Annotated in this window: 19 protein-coding genes and 1 pseudogene; 13 read left to right on the top strand and 7 right to left on the bottom strand. The window is 64.3% G+C overall.

From position 1 onward, the window contains the following. Positions 1-37: 37 nt before the first annotated feature. The 5 genes from NR193_RS30645 (at position 38) to NR193_RS30625 (ending at position 4,522) form a co-directional block, all read left to right on the top strand. Positions 38-559, top strand: a complete 522-nt coding sequence (locus tag NR193_RS30645) for an RNA pyrophosphohydrolase (protein WP_256754410.1) — start codon at positions 38-40, stop codon at positions 557-559. A 191-nt stretch (positions 560-750) separates the two neighbouring features. Next, positions 751-1,890, top strand: a complete 1,140-nt coding sequence (alr, locus tag NR193_RS30640; protein ID WP_256754409.1) for an alanine racemase — start codon at positions 751-753, stop codon at positions 1,888-1,890. 274 nt (positions 1,891-2,164) lie between these two features. Beyond that, positions 2,165-2,587 carry a nucleoside diphosphate kinase regulator gene (gene rnk / locus NR193_RS30635; RefSeq protein ID WP_256754408.1) on the top strand — a complete coding sequence of 141 codons (423 nt, stop codon included), beginning with the start codon at positions 2,165-2,167 and terminating at the stop codon, positions 2,585-2,587. Between the two features lie 14 nt (positions 2,588-2,601). Further along, entirely contained in the window at positions 2,602-3,144 is a 543-nt protein-coding gene (locus NR193_RS30630) for a nucleoside-diphosphate kinase (RefSeq protein ID WP_256754407.1), read from the top strand. Positions 3,145-3,265: 121 nt separating this feature from the next. Continuing rightward, a complete protein-coding gene (locus NR193_RS30625; RefSeq protein ID WP_256754432.1) occupies positions 3,266-4,522 on the top strand; it encodes a D-amino acid dehydrogenase in 1,257 nt (418 codons plus the stop codon). Positions 4,523-4,530: 8 nt separating this feature from the next. Here the strand turns inward: NR193_RS30625 and NR193_RS30620 are convergent, their stop codons facing one another. The 3 genes from NR193_RS30620 to NR193_RS30610 all read right to left on the bottom strand — a co-directional run bounded on the left by NR193_RS30620 (position 4,531) and on the right by NR193_RS30610 (position 8,135). Further along, positions 4,531-6,693, bottom strand: a complete 2,163-nt coding sequence (locus NR193_RS30620) for a phosphatidylserine/phosphatidylglycerophosphate/cardiolipin synthase family protein (RefSeq protein ID WP_256754406.1) — start codon at positions 6,691-6,693, stop codon at positions 4,531-4,533. Further along, the gene (locus tag NR193_RS30615; RefSeq protein WP_256754405.1) at positions 6,690-7,133 is read right to left on the bottom strand and encodes a hypothetical protein; all 444 of its coding nucleotides are present in this window, start codon (positions 7,131-7,133) and stop codon (positions 6,690-6,692) included. The genes NR193_RS30620 and NR193_RS30615 overlap by 4 nt, the downstream gene beginning before the upstream one ends. Positions 7,134-7,253: 120 nt before the next feature. Beyond that, positions 7,254-8,135, bottom strand: coding sequence for a LysR family transcriptional regulator (locus NR193_RS30610; RefSeq protein WP_256754404.1), 882 nt, complete (start codon positions 8,133-8,135; stop codon positions 7,254-7,256). A gap of 197 nt (positions 8,136-8,332) precedes the next feature. Between NR193_RS30610 and NR193_RS30605 the strand changes: the two genes are divergently transcribed. Then, on the top strand, positions 8,333-9,829 hold the full coding sequence (locus NR193_RS30605) for a CoA-acylating methylmalonate-semialdehyde dehydrogenase (RefSeq protein ID WP_256754403.1): 1,497 nt from the start codon (positions 8,333-8,335) through the stop codon (positions 9,827-9,829). A 66-nt stretch (positions 9,830-9,895) separates the two neighbouring features. Here the strand turns inward: NR193_RS30605 and NR193_RS30600 are convergent, their stop codons facing one another. Together NR193_RS30600 and NR193_RS30595 are read right to left on the bottom strand one after the other, a co-directional pair. After that, positions 9,896-10,669, bottom strand: a complete 774-nt coding sequence (locus NR193_RS30600) for an SDR family oxidoreductase (RefSeq protein WP_256754431.1) — start codon at positions 10,667-10,669, stop codon at positions 9,896-9,898. Positions 10,670-10,696: 27 nt separating this feature from the next. Then, entirely contained in the window at positions 10,697-11,026 is a 330-nt protein-coding gene (locus NR193_RS30595; RefSeq protein ID WP_256754402.1) for a nuclear transport factor 2 family protein, read from the bottom strand. A gap of 78 nt (positions 11,027-11,104) precedes the next feature. Between NR193_RS30595 and NR193_RS30590 the strand changes: the two genes are divergently transcribed. Together NR193_RS30590 and NR193_RS30585 are read left to right on the top strand one after the other, a co-directional pair. Next, the gene (locus tag NR193_RS30590; protein ID WP_256754401.1) at positions 11,105-11,482 is read left to right on the top strand and encodes a helix-turn-helix domain-containing protein; all 378 of its coding nucleotides are present in this window, start codon (positions 11,105-11,107) and stop codon (positions 11,480-11,482) included. Between the two features lie 230 nt (positions 11,483-11,712). Then, entirely contained in the window at positions 11,713-12,030 is a 318-nt protein-coding gene (locus NR193_RS30585) for a hypothetical protein (protein WP_256754400.1), read from the top strand. A gap of 9 nt (positions 12,031-12,039) precedes the next feature. Here NR193_RS30585 and NR193_RS30580 read toward each other — a convergent pair whose 3' ends face one another. Further along, the gene (locus tag NR193_RS30580) at positions 12,040-12,690 is read right to left on the bottom strand and encodes a GntR family transcriptional regulator (RefSeq protein ID WP_167365090.1); all 651 of its coding nucleotides are present in this window, start codon (positions 12,688-12,690) and stop codon (positions 12,040-12,042) included. A gap of 111 nt (positions 12,691-12,801) precedes the next feature. On the opposite strand from NR193_RS30580, the gene NR193_RS30575 reads away from it, so the two are divergent. The 3 genes from NR193_RS30575 to NR193_RS30565 all read left to right on the top strand — a co-directional run bounded on the left by NR193_RS30575 (position 12,802) and on the right by NR193_RS30565 (position 16,040). After that, positions 12,802-13,695 carry a dihydrodipicolinate synthase family protein gene (locus NR193_RS30575; protein WP_091578860.1) on the top strand — a complete coding sequence of 298 codons (894 nt, stop codon included), beginning with the start codon at positions 12,802-12,804 and terminating at the stop codon, positions 13,693-13,695. A gap of 69 nt (positions 13,696-13,764) precedes the next feature. Next, positions 13,765-15,021 carry an FAD-binding oxidoreductase gene (locus NR193_RS30570; protein WP_256754399.1) on the top strand — a complete coding sequence of 419 codons (1,257 nt, stop codon included), beginning with the start codon at positions 13,765-13,767 and terminating at the stop codon, positions 15,019-15,021. 17 nt (positions 15,022-15,038) lie between these two features. Then, positions 15,039-16,040 carry a 4-hydroxyproline epimerase gene (locus NR193_RS30565; protein WP_256754398.1) on the top strand — a complete coding sequence of 334 codons (1,002 nt, stop codon included), beginning with the start codon at positions 15,039-15,041 and terminating at the stop codon, positions 16,038-16,040. A 10-nt stretch (positions 16,041-16,050) separates the two neighbouring features. Here NR193_RS30565 and NR193_RS30560 read toward each other — a convergent pair whose 3' ends face one another. Next, positions 16,051-16,950, bottom strand: a complete 900-nt coding sequence (locus tag NR193_RS30560) for a LysR substrate-binding domain-containing protein (protein ID WP_256754397.1) — start codon at positions 16,948-16,950, stop codon at positions 16,051-16,053. 127 nt (positions 16,951-17,077) lie between these two features. Here NR193_RS30560 and NR193_RS30555 point away from each other — a divergent pair, with 127 nt between their 5' ends. Both NR193_RS30555 and NR193_RS30550 read left to right on the top strand, forming a co-directional pair. Next, a complete protein-coding gene (locus tag NR193_RS30555; protein ID WP_256754396.1) occupies positions 17,078-17,464 on the top strand; it encodes an ectoine synthase in 387 nt (128 codons plus the stop codon). Positions 17,465-17,476: 12 nt separating this feature from the next. Further along, positions 17,477-17,573 (top strand): annotated as a pseudogene (locus NR193_RS30550) (proline racemase family protein); the annotation flags it as partial.

The raw sequence follows: 17,573 nt of genomic DNA, 5'->3' as shown, positions 1-17,573 counted from the left end.
CACGGCCTGATCGCAAGACGGTTGGAAAGACTGACTGATGCCAAAGAAGAAAAAGATTGATCGCGAAACGCTGCCCTACCGTCCTTGTGTCGGGCTGATGATCCTCAATGCCGATGGCCTGGTCTGGGTCGGGCATCGTATTGCCGAACCCGACAGCGAATTCGCCGGCACGACGCAACTCTGGCAGATGCCGCAGGGCGGCATCGACAAGGGTGAGGAGCCGTTGCAGGCGGCGGAGCGCGAACTCTATGAAGAGACCGGCATGCGCGGCGTGTCGCTGCTGGCCGAGGCGCCGGGCTGGATCAACTACGATTTGCCGGATGAGCTCGTCGGCGTTGCCTATAAGGGGCGGTATCGCGGCCAGACGCAGAAATGGTTCGCCTTCCGCTTCCACGGCGATGTCAGCGAGATCCAGATCAATCCACCGCCGGGCAACCACACCGCCGAATTCGACAAATGGTCATGGCGGCCGATGCAGGATCTTCCCGACCTGATCGTGCCGTTCAAGCGTCATGTCTATGAAGAGGTGGTGGCGGCGTTCCGGCATCTGGTGCGATAGCTGGACGATCGGCGGCGGTTGAAACGGCCGCAGTTGCCGCGCTGACCCGAGGGTCCTATTGATGTCTATCCGCCACTAAAGCGCGTCGCGCCGATACGGATTTGTGCGCCGCGCTTTGGTCTTTGTTTGCATGCATGTCGTTGTCCCAAAACCGAAGCCACTTTTGGGCGACATGCATTAGAAGGGTCGCCATGAACGACGCCCCCAACAAGTCGCCGTCCGAGGACGTCACCGCCACAAGCAAGGCGGCGGCTGGGGCCGTCCTCACCATCGACCTTGGCGCGATCCGTGAAAACTACCGGCGGCTGAAAGCGCAATTGGGCGGTGTGCGCTGCGCCGGCGTGGTCAAGGCCGACGGGTACGGGCTTGGCGCGAGCCAGGTGGCGGTGGCGCTGCTGCGCGAAGGCTGCGAGGTCTTCTTCGTCGCGCTTCTGGGCGAGGGTATCGCCTTGCGCCGTTCGCTTGGGCCGGGTCCTGCCATTTTCGTGTTGAACGGCGTTCCGCCCGGTGCCGAGCCGGATGCCGCGGCGGCCGACCTTTCCGCCGTCGTCAACAGCCTCGCGCAACTGGCCGCCTGGCGCGAGACGGCCAGCCGTGCCGGCCGGAAGCTGCCGGCGGCAATCCAGGTCGACAGCGGCATGTCGCGGCTTGGCATGCCGCCACGGGACGTCGAGCGCATCGCTCTCGATCCGCGTGCCTTTGAGGGCATCGACATCCGCTTCGTGATGAGCCATCTGGCCTGCGCCGACGAGCCGGAGCATCCGGCCAATGAGCGGCAGCGGCTGGCGTTCGAGCGGCTGCGCAAGATGCTGCCGAAGGCGCCGGCCTCGCTCACCAATTCGTCCGGCATCTTTCTCGGGCAGCGCTTTCACTACGATCTCGCCCGGCCTGGCGCGGCGCTTTACGGCATCAATCCGACTCCGGCCAGGCCGAACCCGATGCTGCCGGTGGCGCGGCTGGAGGCCAAGGTCGTCCAGACACGGATGCTGGAGGCCGGCGTTGGTGTCGGCTATGGCCACACGTACAAAACAACGGCTCCTCTCGCCGCCGCGACGATCTCGCTTGGCTATGCCGATGGCTGGCATCGACGCGCGGCGTCCGCGGCCTGGTTCGAAGGCGTGCGGTTGCCCTTCCTCGGGCGGGTGTCGATGGATTCGATCATTCTCGACATATCCGCCTTGCCGTCCGGCAAGCTTCGCGATGGCGACCTCGTCGAGCTGCTCGGCCCTTCGCAAAGCGTCGACGACGCTGCCGGCCATGCCGGTACCATCGGCTATGAAATCCTGACCAGCCTCGGCCCGCGCTTTCATCGGGACTATGTCGGCGGTTGAGCGCTTTGGCCGCGCTTGACAAGCGGACGCCTGTCGGCAAGGTTCGGGGCATGAGCAACCTCGCCCATATCAGAACCTTGTTCAGGGTCTGCCCGATCGCGGGATCGTAGCCCCGGCGCGGCCGCCTTTTGGCGTCCGTCCGAACCGGGGCATCTCTACCTGACATCACCATCCTCAAGCCAGACGGCCTCGCGGCTGTCGGCTTTTCATCGAGCCGCCATCGACACGGCGGCAAGCGCGCATCTGTTCGATGCGCCAATTCATGAGGTTTGCCATGCAACATGCAACAGGACTGCGCCCACAGAGCCAGCTGCTGGTCAGCGATGCCGATCATGACAGGCTGATGGGCCTGGCGAGAGCGTATCTCGACCGCGCGCTCGAGACGGCCGAAGATCTGCTTTCGGAGATGGATCGGGCCGTCGTCACGGACGCCGCGGCAATGCCGGCCGACGTGGTGCGAATGGGCTCCACGGTGACAATCAGCGGCGAAGGCGGAAACACGCAGCGCATCACGCTGGTCTATCCGGGAGAGGCCGACATTGCCGAAAACAGGATCTCGGTGCTGACGCCAATGGGGACGGCGCTCATCGGTGCGACCGTCGGGCAGGTGGTGTGCTGGAGCAGCCGTGGTGGCCGGGAACTGTCGGTGACTGTCGAAGCCGTCGACATGCCCGCCTCCGGCCAGCAGCGGTCGTGAGTGTGGAGGCGGTGATGACAAGCACGAATTGCCGTCTGACGACGAAGGACTTCGCCGTCCTCGAAGTCATGCTGGAGCGCCGGCGGGCATTCGCGGATCCGATCGTGCACATGCTCGAGCACAAGCTTTCAACCGCCGATGTCGTCGCGATCGATGCGGTCGGACCCGATATCGTCACGTTGAACAGCAGAGTGGTGTTTCGTATCGATGCCGGCCCTGCCGAGACGCGAACCCTGGTGCAAAACGAGGTTCGCGGGCCGGTCGGCTCCAGCCTGTCGGTCGCAACGCGGCGCGGGCTCTGCATGCTCGGCATGGCTCAGGGCCAGACGACATCGATCGAATATCCCGACGGCAGGCGTGAGTCGATCCTGATCAAGGCCGTGCTCTACCAGCCGGAGGCCGCGCGGCGGGCAGTCAAGGAGAAATCCCGCGCCGAGGTGAGGCGACCGCATGGGCTCACCCTCGTCTACAGCGCCGCGGCCGACAGGCAGCCTCTTGGCGAGAGAGCCGGAATGCGGCAGACAGAGGACGACGACCCCGGTCCCTCGGCGGCGTGAATGGGCAACGGCGCATGGTCTCGAAAATCGGCATCGATTTTCGCAAGGGATCATGCGCAAATCGGAAATGTGGCCGCGTCCGTCGGCGTCCTGAAGGACGTGGCGCGGCAAGGAGTGAATGATGAAAATCATGGTGCTGGGCAGTGGCGTGATCGGGGTGACCACGGCGTATTATCTCGCCGAGGCCGGCCACGAGGTGACGGTGATCGACCGCCAGAAAGGCCCGGCGCTGGAAACCAGCTTCGCCAATGCCGGCGAGATTTCGCCCGGCTATGCCTCGCCCTGGGCCGGGCCGGGCATTCCGCTGAAGGCGATCAAATGGCTGCTGATGAAGCATGGCCCGCTGGTGGTGCGGCCGGCCTTCGACCCGCATATGTGGACATGGCTGGTCAAGATGCTGCGCAACTGCACGGCCGAGCGCTATGCGATCAACAAATCGCGCATGGTGCCGCTGGCCGAGTACAGCCGCGACACGCTGAAGGCACTGCGCGAAGCGACCGGCATCGCCTATGACGAGCGCACCCAGGGCACGCTGCAGCTGTTCCGTACGCAAAAGCAGCTCGATGGCACCGCCGGCGATGTCGAGGTGCTGAAGAAATATGGCGTGCCCTATGAAATCCTCGACCAGGACGGCTGCATCGGGGCTGAGCCGGCGCTGGCCGGGGTGCGCGAGAAATTCGTCGGCGGCCTCAGGCTGCCGGGCGACGAGACCGGCGACTGCAAGATGTTCACCGACAGGCTGACCGAGCTTTGCGTGGCGCGCGGCGTCAAGTTCGAATACGACGTGACCATCTGGCGCGTCATCCGCAGCCGCAACCGCATCGCCAATCTCTCAACCAGCAAGGGCTGGAAAGCCGCCGATGCTTATGTGATGGCGTTGGGCAGTTACTCGGCGGCGTTCATGCGCCGGGTGAAGCGGCCGATCCCGGTCTATCCGGTCAAGGGCTATTCGATCACCGTGCCGATCCAGGATGCCGCCGCCGCTCCGGTGTCGACGGTGATGGATGAGACCTACAAGGTGGCGATCACCCGGCTTGGCGACCGTATCCGGGTCGGCGGTACGGCCGAGATTTCCGGCTTCGACCTCAGGCTGCACGAATCACGGCGGCGCACGCTGGAACACTCGGTCGGCGATCTCTTTCCGGGCGCCGGCGCCATGCGGGAGGCGACGTTCTGGTGCGGGCTGCGGCCAATGACGCCGGATGGCCCGCCGCTGATCGGCCGCACCGAGCTTTCCAACCTCTATCTCAACACCGGCCATGGCACGCTCGGCTGGACCATGGCCTGCGGCTCCGGCAAGGTGCTGGCCGACATCATCTCCAGCCGGGTACCGGACATCGATGTCCGCGCCCTGGCGCAGGAGCGCTATCTGCGATAGCGGAGAGGTCAGAACGCCTGCTTGACCCAGTCCTCGTCGAACAGCAGGCGATAGGCCCACGGTATCGTCACCTTGGTGGCGACCGGGTTCGAGTGGGCGAGATAGTCGTCATAGATCGGCTTCATCCTGGCGTAGAACGCCGGGTCCAGGACCATCATGCCGTTCTCCGAGTCGTGGAAGAAGCTGCGGTTGTTGAGATTGACCGATGAGATGGCGACCAGCCGTTCGTCGATCATCATGATCTTGGAATGCAGCACGACATCGGGCGCCTTGAACTCGCGGATGTTGATGCGGTCGCCATATTCCTCGACGAACAGCTTGTTGAGCGCGGTGAGAAATTTGCCGCCGATATCGCCCTTGAGATCGATGCGGCCGATAATGTCGATCCTGACGCCACGGGCCAGTGCCCGGTCGAAGGCGAGGTCAAGCTTCGGCGTCAGGTTGAGGTAGGGATTGACGATCTGGATATGGTGCTGGGCGGCGTCGACCAGTTCGACGAAGTAATCCTCCAGCGCATGGCCGTCCTCGTAGGGCACGGAAATGAAGTGCCGCGCCGTGCCCGGCGGGCGGCGGCCATCGGAACGGACCGGAATGGAGAAGGGGCGCGCAATGTTGGTGTCGGCGTCGCGCAACCACAATGTCGACAGATGCGCCGCGAGCATCTCGACCGTGGCCGGGTCGGCGAACTCGATGTCGAAGTCGCTCCAGTTCGAATAGTAGTTCAGCGAAAACCCGTCGGTCTTGCCGTATTGCTGCAGGTCCGGATAGCGCGACAGGTCGATCGGCTGGTGGAACAGGAAGCCGTCATGGATGTTGCGGCCGCCGATGATGACGCGCGAGCGGCCAGGGTCCTGCGCCAGCGTGGCCAGCATCTTGACATGATGGGTCTTGTGCAATTGCGACAGCTGCTCGTCGATCGGCGCGCCCTGGTCCGCCCGCCAGCGATATTCCTGCAACTCGACATTGGGGAATTCGGCCGCCAGCCGGTGCAGCAGGGCGTCATCCTTCTCGCGTTCCAGCACGTCGGTGACCATGATGCGCACCTTGGTGCCAAGGGCGGCATGGTGGCGGATCAGCCGTTCCATGATGCGGCCGGAAAAATCCGCCTTGAACTCCAGCGACGACAGATAGATCAGCTTGAGTCTTGGGGCCTTCGAGAAATCGAGAGGCAGGTCCGGATCGCCCTTGTCGATGGCGCTGTCCGACAGCGGCGCGCCCATCAGCGCCTCGACCTTGGCATTGAAGCCGTCACGCGACTTGCGCAGCAGGCGCGGTTTTCCGATCGGCAAGGCGCAGGTCTGCGACAGCCAGCGGCTGGCATAGAACGCCCGGCCAAGGGGGTCGAGGCCTGCGGCGTCGGGCGTCGGGCAGCGTTGGTAGCGACTGTCGAAGGCAGCGAGCGCCGGGTCGGCGATCTCTTCGCGCAGGATGGTGAGCGGAGCGCCGGACGGGGCCAGATTCGAGCGGACGCCGAGGCTGCAGCGGTTCAGGGTCTCGCTCGGGAACAGGCTGACCGTGTCGTCCTCGCCGGACAAGCGAAAGCGGAATGCCGTGCCCATGGCGATGGTGCGTGAACCGCCGCCGGCGCGGATCGCCAACGCACCGTCGCATGTGCCCTCGATGTCGGCCGGCCGCGTGCCAGCCTGGCGCAGCACGATCTCGACGCTGCGCGCCTGCAGACCGGAAAACTCGAAAATCTTCGGTGCCGAAGGCCGCGCCGCCGCATCGATGTAGAGGGTCTGCCGCGACACCCGCCAGCGTCCGTCGAAATGGCCCTCGCCGGTGTCGCTGCCGGCCGGTGGCAGATGCGTTTCGGCAACCGGCGCGGCCAGTTGCCGCAGCGTCCGGTAGGTCGCCTGGAAGTTGCCGTTGCGGATGTCATGATAATCGTGACCGAAAGGACCGGTGCCATTGGCGCGATCCATGGCACCGACCTGGTTGTGGGCGAGCAGCGCTAGGAACCGCTTCTCGTAGTCGCTGGCGCCGGCGTCGCCGAAGAATTGCGCGGCGGCGACCCGCGGTCCGAATGTGCCAGCCGACAGCGAAGGACGCGCGCAGGCTTTTTCGCCTTGCAGGACGTCGCAGGCATCGCGGCCAGCGCTGGTGCAGCCGGCAAGCAGCGTGAGCGCCAGGCCAAACAGGGCGAGGGCGAAGGATGCCCGGCCGTTCACCCAGCGGCTCCGGCCTTCAGGGCGTTCAGTTGCGCCGGGTCGCGCGGCGGCATGAAACCTTGCGGGAAGACCTTGCAGACGGGAATGGCAAAGGTGGCGATCAGGAGTTCCGCCTCGCCGCGCATTTTGCGCGGCGCCGTCTTGTCGTCGCGGATCGCTTTGGCCGAGGCGATGAGGGTGCCGTCGCAGTCGCAATGGTCGTGGCGGGCGATGTAGCAGGCGTCATGGGTCCGGCAAGCCGCATCAAGGCGGTCGACCGGCCGGGCCGACAGATCGCCGGTGCGGGTGCCGGGGCCGCAATAATTGCCGAAGACGAGAGGCGAGGGCCGGGCCATCGCGGCACGGATCGGCTTGGGCAATTCGGCTTCCGGCACCTTCGTCCACGGATTGGCGCAGGCCGAAAAGAAGAGCAGCGGCAGGATGGCAAGAACGGCTCGCATGTCTATCCGGCAGCTTCCTGGATTTCCCACCCCATGGCGCGCAATTCCACCGGGCGACCGGCAGAATTGCGCGCCCGGTGTCACAGTCATCGATTTTGTGGCGAGGAAAAGGCGGCATGTCTAAACGAACAGGTTTCGCTCGCGCTCGACCGCCTTGGAGATGAAGCTGGCGACGATCTGGACGCGGCGCAGCGGCCTGACCGATTCATGATAGACCAGCCAGTAGGCACGGCGGATGGGGGCGACGACGTCGACGGACAGCAGTTCCGGCATCGAGCGGGCGACGAAGGTATGCAGGATGCCGATGCCGGCGCCTGAGCGCACCGCCTCGGCCTGGCCGAGCGCCGAGGAAATGGCGAAGCTGGTGCGCCAGTCGGGGCTGAATTCGGCCGCGTAGTCGAGCGAGGGGCTGACGATGAGGTCCGGCACATAGCCGATGAGGGTGTGCTGGCCAAGTTCGGCGGCTGTCTTGGGCAAGCCGTGCGCTTGCGCATAGGCGCGCGAGGCAAACAGGCCGAGCGAGTAGTCGACCAGCTTTCCCGCCACCAGCCGGCCCTCCGTCGGCCGCTCGACGGTGATGGCGATGTCGGCCTCCCGGCGCGACAGGGAGAAGGAGCGTGGCACCGGCACCAGCTGGATCGTCAGTTCGCGGTGCAATGCGGTCAGCGCACCGAGCCGCTTGGCCAGGAAGGCGACACCAAACCCGTCCGGGGCACCGATGCGCACCGTGCCGGAGACATCGTCGCCTTCGCCCGCGACGGTCGAACGCGCGGCGATCATGTCGCCCTCCATGCGCTCGGCAATGTCGAGGAAGCGCTCGCCGGCGGGCGTCAATTCGCTGCCGGTGGTCAGCCGGCGAAACAGCTTGGTCCTCAGCGCATCCTCGAGCGCGGCGATGCGGCGCGACACGGTGGCGTGGTTGAGCTCCAGCCGCCTGGCGGCGCCAAGGATCTGGCCGGCGCGCGCCACCGCCAGGAAGATGCGGACGTCATCCCAGTTCATGGGGAAGGTCCCGGAGCGTGAAGTAACTCAATCTCTCAAGTCCGCGTGGTGGTAAGTTGCACCTTATCATTTTGCGAGAATTGATGCTCCCCCGTCAACTGTTATCTATTTTCCGCACAACGGTTGCGTTCTGGCTCGCGTTGCCATCGACCCCGTAAAGGCGGACAATGCGCCATCACAAACAAGGGAGAGAAATCATGATCGAATACGGTCATTTCATCGGCGGCAAGCGTGTCGCCGGCACCAGCGGCCGCAAGCAGGATGTCATGCAGCCGATGGACGGCTCGGTGCGCGGCACGGTGGCGCTGGCTTCGCAAGCCGAACTGCGCGCGGCGGTCGAGAACGCCAAGGCGGCACAGCCCAAATGGGCCGCAACCAACCCGCAGCGCCGCGTGCGCGTGCTGATGAAATTCCTCGAACTGGTCGCCCGCGACTATGACGAACTGGCCGATATCCTGGCCCGCGAGCACGGCAAGACCATCGCCGACGCCAAGGGCGACATCCAGCGCGGCCTCGAAGTGGTCGAGGTCTGCATCGGCGCCCCGCATATGATGAAGGGTGAATTCACAGACGGCGCCGGCCCCGGCATCGACGTCTACTCGATGCGCCAGCCGCTCGGCGTCGTCGCTGGCATCACGCCGTTCAACTTCCCGGCGATGATCCCGCTGTGGAAGATCGCGCCGGCCATCGCCTGCGGCAATGCCTTCATCCTGAAGCCGTCGGAGCGTGACCCCGGCGTGCCGATGCGCATCGCCGAACTGTTCCTCGAGGCAGGTCTGCCGGCGGGCATCCTCAACGTCGTCAACGGCGACAAGGACGTCGTCGACGCGATCCTCGACGATCCCGACATCAAGGCCATCGGCTTCGTCGGCTCGACGCCGATCGCCCACTACATCTATTCGCGCGGCACCGCCGCCGGCAAGCGCGTGCAGTGCTTCGGCGGCGCCAAGAACCACATGATCATCATGCCCGACGCCGACATGGACCAGACCGTCGACGCGCTGATCGGCGCCGGCTACGGCTCGGCCGGCGAGCGCTGCATGGCGATCTCGGTGGCCGTCCCGGTCGGCAATGACACGGCCAACCGGCTGATGGAAAAGCTGATCCCGCGCGTCGAGAGCCTGAAGGTCGGCCCGTCGACGGATTCGTCCGCCGATTTCGGCCCGCTGGTGACGGCGCAGGCGCTTGAACGGGTCAAGGGCTATGTCGACACCGGCGTCAAGGAAGGCGCCAAGCTGGTCGTCGACGGCCGCGGCTTCTCCATGCAGGGCTACGAGGACGGCTACTACATGGGCGGCTGCCTGTTCGACAACGTGACATCAGACATGCGCATCTACAAGGAAGAGATCTTCGGACCGGTGCTCTCGGTGGTGCGGGCGCCGACCTATGAGAGCGCGATCAAGCTCGCCAACGACCACGAGATGGGCAATGGCGTCGCCATCTTCACCCGCGACGGTGACGCCGCGCGCGACTTCGCCTCACGGGTCCAGGTCGGCATGGTCGGCGTCAACGTGCCGATCCCGGTGCCGATCGCCTATTACACCTTCGGTGGCTGGAAGGCATCGTCCTTCGGCGACCTCAATCAGCACGGCCCGGACGCGTTCCGCTTCTACACCAAGACCAAGACGGTGACGTCGCGCTGGCCGTCCGGCATCAAGGATGGTGCCGAGTTCGTCATCCCGACGATGAACTGAGGTCTGACATCTACTTCCACCGAGTTGAGGGCGCGGCTTTGTCGCGCCCTTTTCTTTTGCATGGCACTACACGGTCGGAACGGTGCCGCCATCGATGACGTATTCGGCGCCGTGGATCGCCGAGGCGCGGTCCGAGACAAGGAACGCCACCAGCTCGGCGACCTCGTGCGGCCATGCCGGCCGGCCGATCGGGATGCCGCCCAGCGCATCCATGATGCCCTGGCGGGCGGTTTCCTCGTCCGAACCGGAATGGGCAGCCAGCCGCTTCACCATCGCCTCCGACGCGGTGGTGTGGATCCAGCCCGGCGCCACGCTGTTGACCCGAATGCCTTTCGGGCCGAGTTCCTTGGACAGCGCCTTGCTATAGGTTGAAAGGGCTGCCTTCGCCGCTGCGTAGGCGATGGTGGATTCATGCAGTGGCAGGCGGCGCTGGATCGACGATATGTGGACGATCGCGCCTGAGCCTTGCTCGACCATATGCGGTACAAGCATGCGGTCGAGCCGCACCGCGGCGAGCAGGTTGAGGCTGAGTTCCTCCTGCCAGGTCTGCTCCGTCAGTCCGGCAAATCCTCCACCGGGACTCTTCGGACCGCCGACGCTGTGCACGATGATGTCGATGCCGCCAAGCTGTTCCATGACACCCGCGGCCACTGTTTCGGTGCCCGCCAAGGTACTTACATCGGCCGGCACGAACAGCGTCCGCGACAGCGCTTCGGGGATCGCCGAGCGGGCGGTGGTGAGAACGGCTGCGCCTGCCGCCGAAAGCCTGCGCACGATGGCTTCGCCGGCACCTTTGGTGCCGCCGGTGACCAGAACGCGCTTGCCGGCAAAATTCCTGATCGTCGACCGTGAATTTCCAGGGGATGGTCATGCGCCTATCTCCAACCGCTTGATCCGATCATCTGCCAGCGTGAAGTTGTAGTGGAGCGTAGCCGGGCTGCCGGGGAAATTGCCCGAGACGATGCCGGCGATCCGCCATGCATTGCCATTGGCGATCGCATCGGCGACCTCGACCGTCACCCGGTATTTGCGTGTCGTTGCCTCCATCCAGTCGCGGATGGCGATCGAGCCGCGATGGGTTTCGCCTTCGTCCTTGACCGTGGCCTCCGACGAGAAGGGCATTAGCATGGCGTCGATATCGTGCCTGTTCTTGGCAGCGAAATAGTCGATCAGCGGCTGCGGAAGTTCTGCGGTCATGGTTTCATCTCCGGTTTCTGCCGTCGCCTCGAAGTCCACGGCGCTTGTCCGGTTCCTAAAATGCGGTATGCTGAGAAAATGACAAGAACCGACGAAAAAGTAAGGTACTTACCAGAAGGTAAGGTCGAGGCACTGACACCGTTATCCGCGGCGAGCGGTGTGGAGAATGTGCTGCGCATCCTCGAGGGCCGCTGGAAGCTGGTGATCCTGTTTCACCTGTTCGGCGGCAAGGTGCTGCGCTTCTCCGATCTCGAGCGGGCGATCCCGGCGATCTCGCAGAAGATGCTGATCCAGCAGCTGAGACAGATGGAGGGCGACGGCATCGTGCGCCGCATCGTGCACCACCAGGTGCCGCCGAAGGTCGAATACTGCCTGACCGACTGGGGGCAGGCGCTATGCCCGGCCCTCGACGCCCTGCTGAAATGGGCGGCACTTCGCGAACCTGCCGGAACCTGACGCGGATCGTCGGCTCGCAGTACGCCGCAAGGGCCGAAATGGTGCTTGTTTTCGAATCGGGACCTCACCATATCGAATCCAGGGAATGCGATAGAAATTCCCCGACGACAGACCGGAAACCAGAAGGAGTGACGTGATGAAAACGTCGGACCCGGCTTGGAACGTTCCGGCATATTGAGGCTGCCCATGTGCCTCCCTTTGCCGGACCGTGAAGGCGAAGGAGGTGCCAAATGGCACACACATTTTCGTTTCGATGGGTCAGGATAGCCGCGACCGGCGCCGCGCTGGCGGTGTCGACGCTGTCCGCACAGGCGCAATTGGTCTGTGGCGGCCACGGTGATCTCGTCGCGGGACTGGCGCAGGCCTTCCAACAAAAGCAGATCGGCTACGGTGTGGTCGGGCAAGTTGCCATTGTCGAGGTCTATGTCTCGGCAAGTGGGACATGGTCCATGCTGGTAACCGACGTGCAGGGCCGGAGCTGCATCTTTGCGACCGGTGAGGGATGGGAGAATACCGACACGGTCACCGTACCGGCGCAAGGGATCTGAACCGCCCGATCAGCGCGTTGCAGCCACTTCGGCATGGCCGCGCAGCAGCGCCATCAGGCGCTTGGCGTCCTTAGCGGCGGCCTCCTCGTCGCCGTCGAGGATCGAGCGGATCAACGCGACATGGTGTTCGGCGGATTCGGCAAGGCCGGTGTCGGCCTTGTAGCGGAACCAGAAGCGGCGGCTGTGGGTTTGCAATGGTGCCGCAAGCCGGGCAGCGAACGGGTTGTCGGCGGCGAGCGCCAGCGCCTCGTCGAGCGCCTTGTCTGCCTGGATGAAGGCAAGGACGTTGCCCGAGATCACCGCCTTCTGCATGGCAAGGGCGGCTTCATGAAACAGGTCGGCGGCTTCGCGGGTGACGAAGCGGGCAGCCGAACGGGCCAGGACCACCTCGACGCCGCGGCGCGCGTCGAGCACGCGCAGCCAGTCGCCGGGATGGAGCGGCGCGATCGCGATGCCGGCGCGCGGCCGCACGTCAAGCAGCCCTTCCCAGGCCAGCCGCTGGATCGCCTCGCGCACCGGCGTGCGGCCAAGCGCCAGCCTCTCGATGAGGGTGCCCTCGGTGACGAAGCTCGCCGGCGCCAGCTCCAGCGTGACGATCATGTGCTCCAGCACACGGTAGGCTTTGGCCGCCGCCGGCTCGGATGCGATGCTTGCTTCCATGGATATCAAACGCGCTCTCTTGATATATTTTAGATATATCACAGGAGAATCCGCATTGACAGACGGTTTCTTAACAGATATACGGCTGATATATCAGATGGAGCAATGACCATGTGGACCGGAGTTTTCCCCGCCGTTACGACCAAATTCACCGCGGACGACCGCCTCGACCATGCCGAGATGGAGCGCTGCTTTGGCCTGCAGATGGAGGCCGGCTGCGACGGCATCATCGTCTGCGGATCGCTTGGCGAAGGGCCGATGCTTTCCCATGACGAGAAGATCGAGGTTCTGAAGACCGCACAGAAGGTCGCCGGCAAGAAGCCGGTGCTGCTGACGGTCAACGAGGCCGGCACGCGTGAAGCCGCCAGCATCGCCCGGCGCGCCGCCAAGGAGGGCGCCAATGGCCTGATGGTTGTGCCGAGCCCGATCTACCACACCAATGCGGAAGAGACGGTCGCAGCGCTACGCGCCGTCGCCGAGGCCGGCGACCTGCCCGTCATGATCTACTCCAACCGGCTCGCCTACCGCGTCGACGTCACCGTCGACCAGATGGAGGAACTGGCATCGGACAAGCGCTTCGTCGCCATCAAGGAATCCTCCGACGACATCCGCCGCTCGACCGAGATCATCAATCGCCTCGGCAGCCGCTACGATCTGTTCACCGGCGTCGACAATCTCGCCTTCGAGGCTTTGTCGGTCGGTGCCATCGGCTGGGTGGCCGGGCTGGTCACCGCCTTCCCGCGCGAGACCGTCGCCATCTACCAGCTGATGCAGCAGGGCCGTCGCGAGGAGGCGCTCGCCATCTACCGCTGGTTCCGGCCGCTACTCGATCTCGACGTCTCGACCTATCTGGTGCAGAACATCAAGCTTGCCGAAGTGTTCGCCATTCAAACCAACGATCGCGTGCGCATGCCGCGCCAGCCGCTGTCGGGCGAACGCCGCAAGGCAGTCGAAAAGATCATCAAGGACGCGCTCGCGGTGCGGCCGACGCTGCCGAAGTTTTGAGGTTGTAGTCCTTGGCGTTCGCATAGGGTTCGTTCATATGCTCCCTCACCACAAGACGGGTGGCCGCACGTGAGCGGCGAAAGCGGCACCCAACTCGACGTCGCCATCATCGGTGGCGGCATCATCGGCATCTGCGCCGCCGCCTTCCTCACCGAGGCGGGGCGCAAGGTCACCATCTTCGATCGGACGGGCATCTGCGAGGAGACGAGCTCCGGCAACGCCGCTGCCTTTGCCTTCTCCGATGTGCTGCCGCTGGCGCACAAGGGCATGATCCGGCAGCTGCCGAAATGGCTGGCCGATCCGCTCGGACCACTCAGCATCCCGCCAGCCTACCTGCCCACGCTTCTGCCTTGGCTGATCCGCTTCTGGCGCGCCGGCGCGCCGGAAAAATACGAGGCGGGCCTCGCCGCTCAGGCGGGCATGATGAAGCTCGCCGAGGCGGAATGGATGGGCCTGCTCGATCGCTCCGGCACGCGGCCGATGCTGCGCGAGGATGGCTCGCTCGAACTCTACGAAAGCGAAACCGAATTCCGCGCCTCGCTGCCGGGCTGGGCCGCGCGCGAACGCTTTGGTATCGGCTTTCGCCATGTCGAGGGCGAGAGTCTGGCGGGCTTGCAGCCGGGCCTGTCTCCGCGCTTCGTCAAGGGCACCTTCGTGCCGGGCTGGAAGACGGTCGCCGATCCAAAGCTGCTCGGCAAGGCGGTGTGGGCCTACGCCGAGGCGAAGGGCGCCCGCTTTGAAATGGCCCGCATCGACCGGGTCGCGGCGGACCAGGATGGCGCGACACTGACGCTAGCCGATGGCACGACCAGGCATGCGAAGCAGCTCGTGGTTGCCGCCGGCGCCTGGTCGCACCTCTTGGCGCGGCAGCTTGGCGATCGCATTCCGCTGGAAACCGAGCGCGGCTACAACACGACCTTGCCCAAGAGCGCCTTCGACGTGAAGCGGCAGCTGATCTTTTCCGGGCATGGCTTCGTCATCACACCGCTGGAGACGGGCCTGCGTGTCGGCGGCGCCGTCGAACTGGGCGGCATCGAACGGCCGCCCAACTATGACCGCTCGAAGGCGCTGCTGCAGAAGGCGCAGAAGTTCCTGCCGGGGCTCAATCCCTCGGGCGGGCGCGAATGGATGGGGTTTCGTCCCTCACTGCCGGATTCGGTGCCCGTCATAGGTCGCGCGCCAGGAGGCCGGTCGGTGGTCTATGCCTTCGGCCACGGCCATCTCGGCCTGACCCAGGCGGCGGCAACCGGGCGGTTGATCCGCGAACTCGTCCTGGGGCAGACTCTGGCGATCGATCTGGCCCCCTTCAGTCCACTGCGGTTTTGATTTTTTCGAGGAGCGTCATGGCCAAGAAATCCTTCTTCTGCATAGACGGCCACACCTGCGGCAATCCGGTGCGGCTGGTCGCCGGCGGCGGCCCGCTGCTGCAGGGGTCGACGATGATGGAGCGGCGGGCGCATTTCTTGGCCGAATATGACTGGATCCGCACCGGGCTGATGTTCGAGCCGCGTGGTCATGACGTGATGTCCGGCTCGATCCTCTATCCGCCGACGCGCGACGATTGCGACATCGCCATCCTGTTCATCGAAACCTCGGGCTGCCTGCCGATGTGCGGCCACGGCACGATCGGCACGGTGACGATGGCCATCGAGCACGGTCTCATCAAGCCGAAGACACCGGGCGTGCTCAGGCTCGACACGCCGGCCGGTCTGGTGATCGCCGAATACAAGCAGGTCGGCGATTATGTCGAGGAGGTGCGCATCACCAACGTGCCGTCCTTCCTCTACGCCGAAGGGTTGACGGTCGAATGCCCGCAACTCGGCGAAATCACCGTCGACGTCGCCTATGGCGGCAATTTCTACGCCATCGTCGAGCCGCAGAAGAACTACCGCGACATGGCCGACTATTCGGCGGGCGACTTCATCGCCTGGAGCCCGGTGGTGAGGCAACGGCTCAACGAAAAGTACTCCTTCGTGCATCCGGAAAACCCTGATATCAACCGGCTGTCGCACATGCTGTGGACCGGGAAGCCCACGATGGGGGGAGCCGACGCACGCAATGCCGTCTTCTACGGCGACAAGGCGATCGACCGCTCACCTTGCGGCACCGGCACCTCGGCGCGCATGGCGCAGCTTCACGCCAAGGGCAAACTCAAGGCCGGCGACAGCTTCGTCCATGAATCGATCATCGGTTCGCTGTTCAAGGGCAAGGTCGAAAAGGACGCCACCGTTGCCGGCAAACCGGCCATCATTCCCTCGATCGGCGGCTGGGCGCGGATGACCGGATTGAACACCATCTTCATCGACGACCGCGATCCGTTCGCGCATGGTTTTGTGGTCAAGTGATACCGCACGTTCAGACCTGCTGATCGTCTGTCCCGGCATCGACCGAGACCGCCTGGCGGAACCAGTCGGCGAAGGTAAGCGCGGCGGGCGAGGCATCCACCGACAGCGTCAGGAAGTAGCCCTTGTCGCGGTTGGTTGCGACCTGCGACAAGACGATCAGGTCGCCGCGCTTCAACTCGTCACGAAAAACGTCGACTGGACAAAGCGCCACACCGTGACCGGCGATGACCGCCGTTGCAAGAATGTTGAAGTCGGCGAAGACGGGTCCGTTGCCTACATCGAAATTGGGTAGTCCGGCTTCGGAGAACCACTCCCGCCAGCCTTCGCGGTTCTCGTCATGCAGCAGGTCGGCGCCAGCGATCCCGGCAGGTGTTCGCAGATAGTCGTTGCCGGCGAAGTAGTGGGGGCTGCACACCGGCCGGTTCAGGCGCGAAAAGAGCTTGAGACTGGTAACGCCGGGCGTCGGATCGGCTCCAAGCGTGATCAGCACATCGCTCTCACCATCGCCGAGCCTCTCCTCTGCCCGGGCGTAAGCGACACGCATGCCGATATCGGGATGGCTGGCGCTGAAGTCCGGCAGGCGGGGCACGAGCCAGCGGCTGGCAATGGAAGGTATGCACCCCACGGAAACGGTCGCCACAGCTGCATTGCGCCGAATGCGCCGGCACGTGGCGCCGAGTTCGGCAAGTGCCTCGCTCGCCGATGCCTGAAGGATCATCCCAGCATCCGTCAGTCGTACCTTGCGCGCATCCCGGTGGAAGAGGGACACGCCCAGCCACTCCTCCAGCCGCCTTATCTGGTGGCTGATGGCCGGGTGCGTGACATGAAGTTCCTCGCCGGCAGCGGAGAAACTCAAATGGCGCGCAGCGGCCTCGAAAGCACGGACGGCGTTGAGCGGGACATATTTCATATGTAAAATTTACTAACATATCAGGTGAGAAGCAATCATTTGAAAGCCCGCATACGTTGCGGCACTCCTGCAGCCCGATCCTGGAGGCGTTCAGCACTCCAGTTCAATGGCCGCGGCGGGAGAGATCATGTTTACAAGACAATTGGTTGATGTAGAAAAATCTGACTTCTTCGTTGATTGGGGCAATGGCACCAGCCATCGCCTGCTGACACAAAAGGACGGCATGGGGTTCACTGTCTGTCATACCGTCGTGCGGGCAGGCAGCGAATCACGTCTCCACTATCGGCGGCATTTGGAGGCCTGCTACTGCGTCGCCGGCTCCGGTGAAGTCGAAGACATGTCCGGTGAAGTGCATCGTATCGAACCGGGCACGATCTATGTGCTCAATGAACATGACGATCACTATCTGCGTGCCGACGCTGCCGGCGATATGATCCTAGTCAGCGTATTCAACCCTCCCCTTGATGGCACCGAGCGGCATGTCCTGAGCGAGAATGGCGGGTCTGCCTACTGAGCCGGAGGAGTCATCGTCCCCTCGATCGGCGGTTGGGCGTGGATGACCGGATTGAACACCATCTTCATCGACGACCGCGATCCGTTCGCGCATGGTTTTGTGGTCAAGT

This window comes from Mesorhizobium sp. Mes31 (genome assembly GCF_024519675.1).
Taxonomy (GTDB): Bacteria; Pseudomonadota; Alphaproteobacteria; order Rhizobiales; family Rhizobiaceae; genus Mesorhizobium.
Note: the sequence above shows the minus strand (reverse complement) of the source record. Positions and strands in the feature narration are given on the sequence as shown.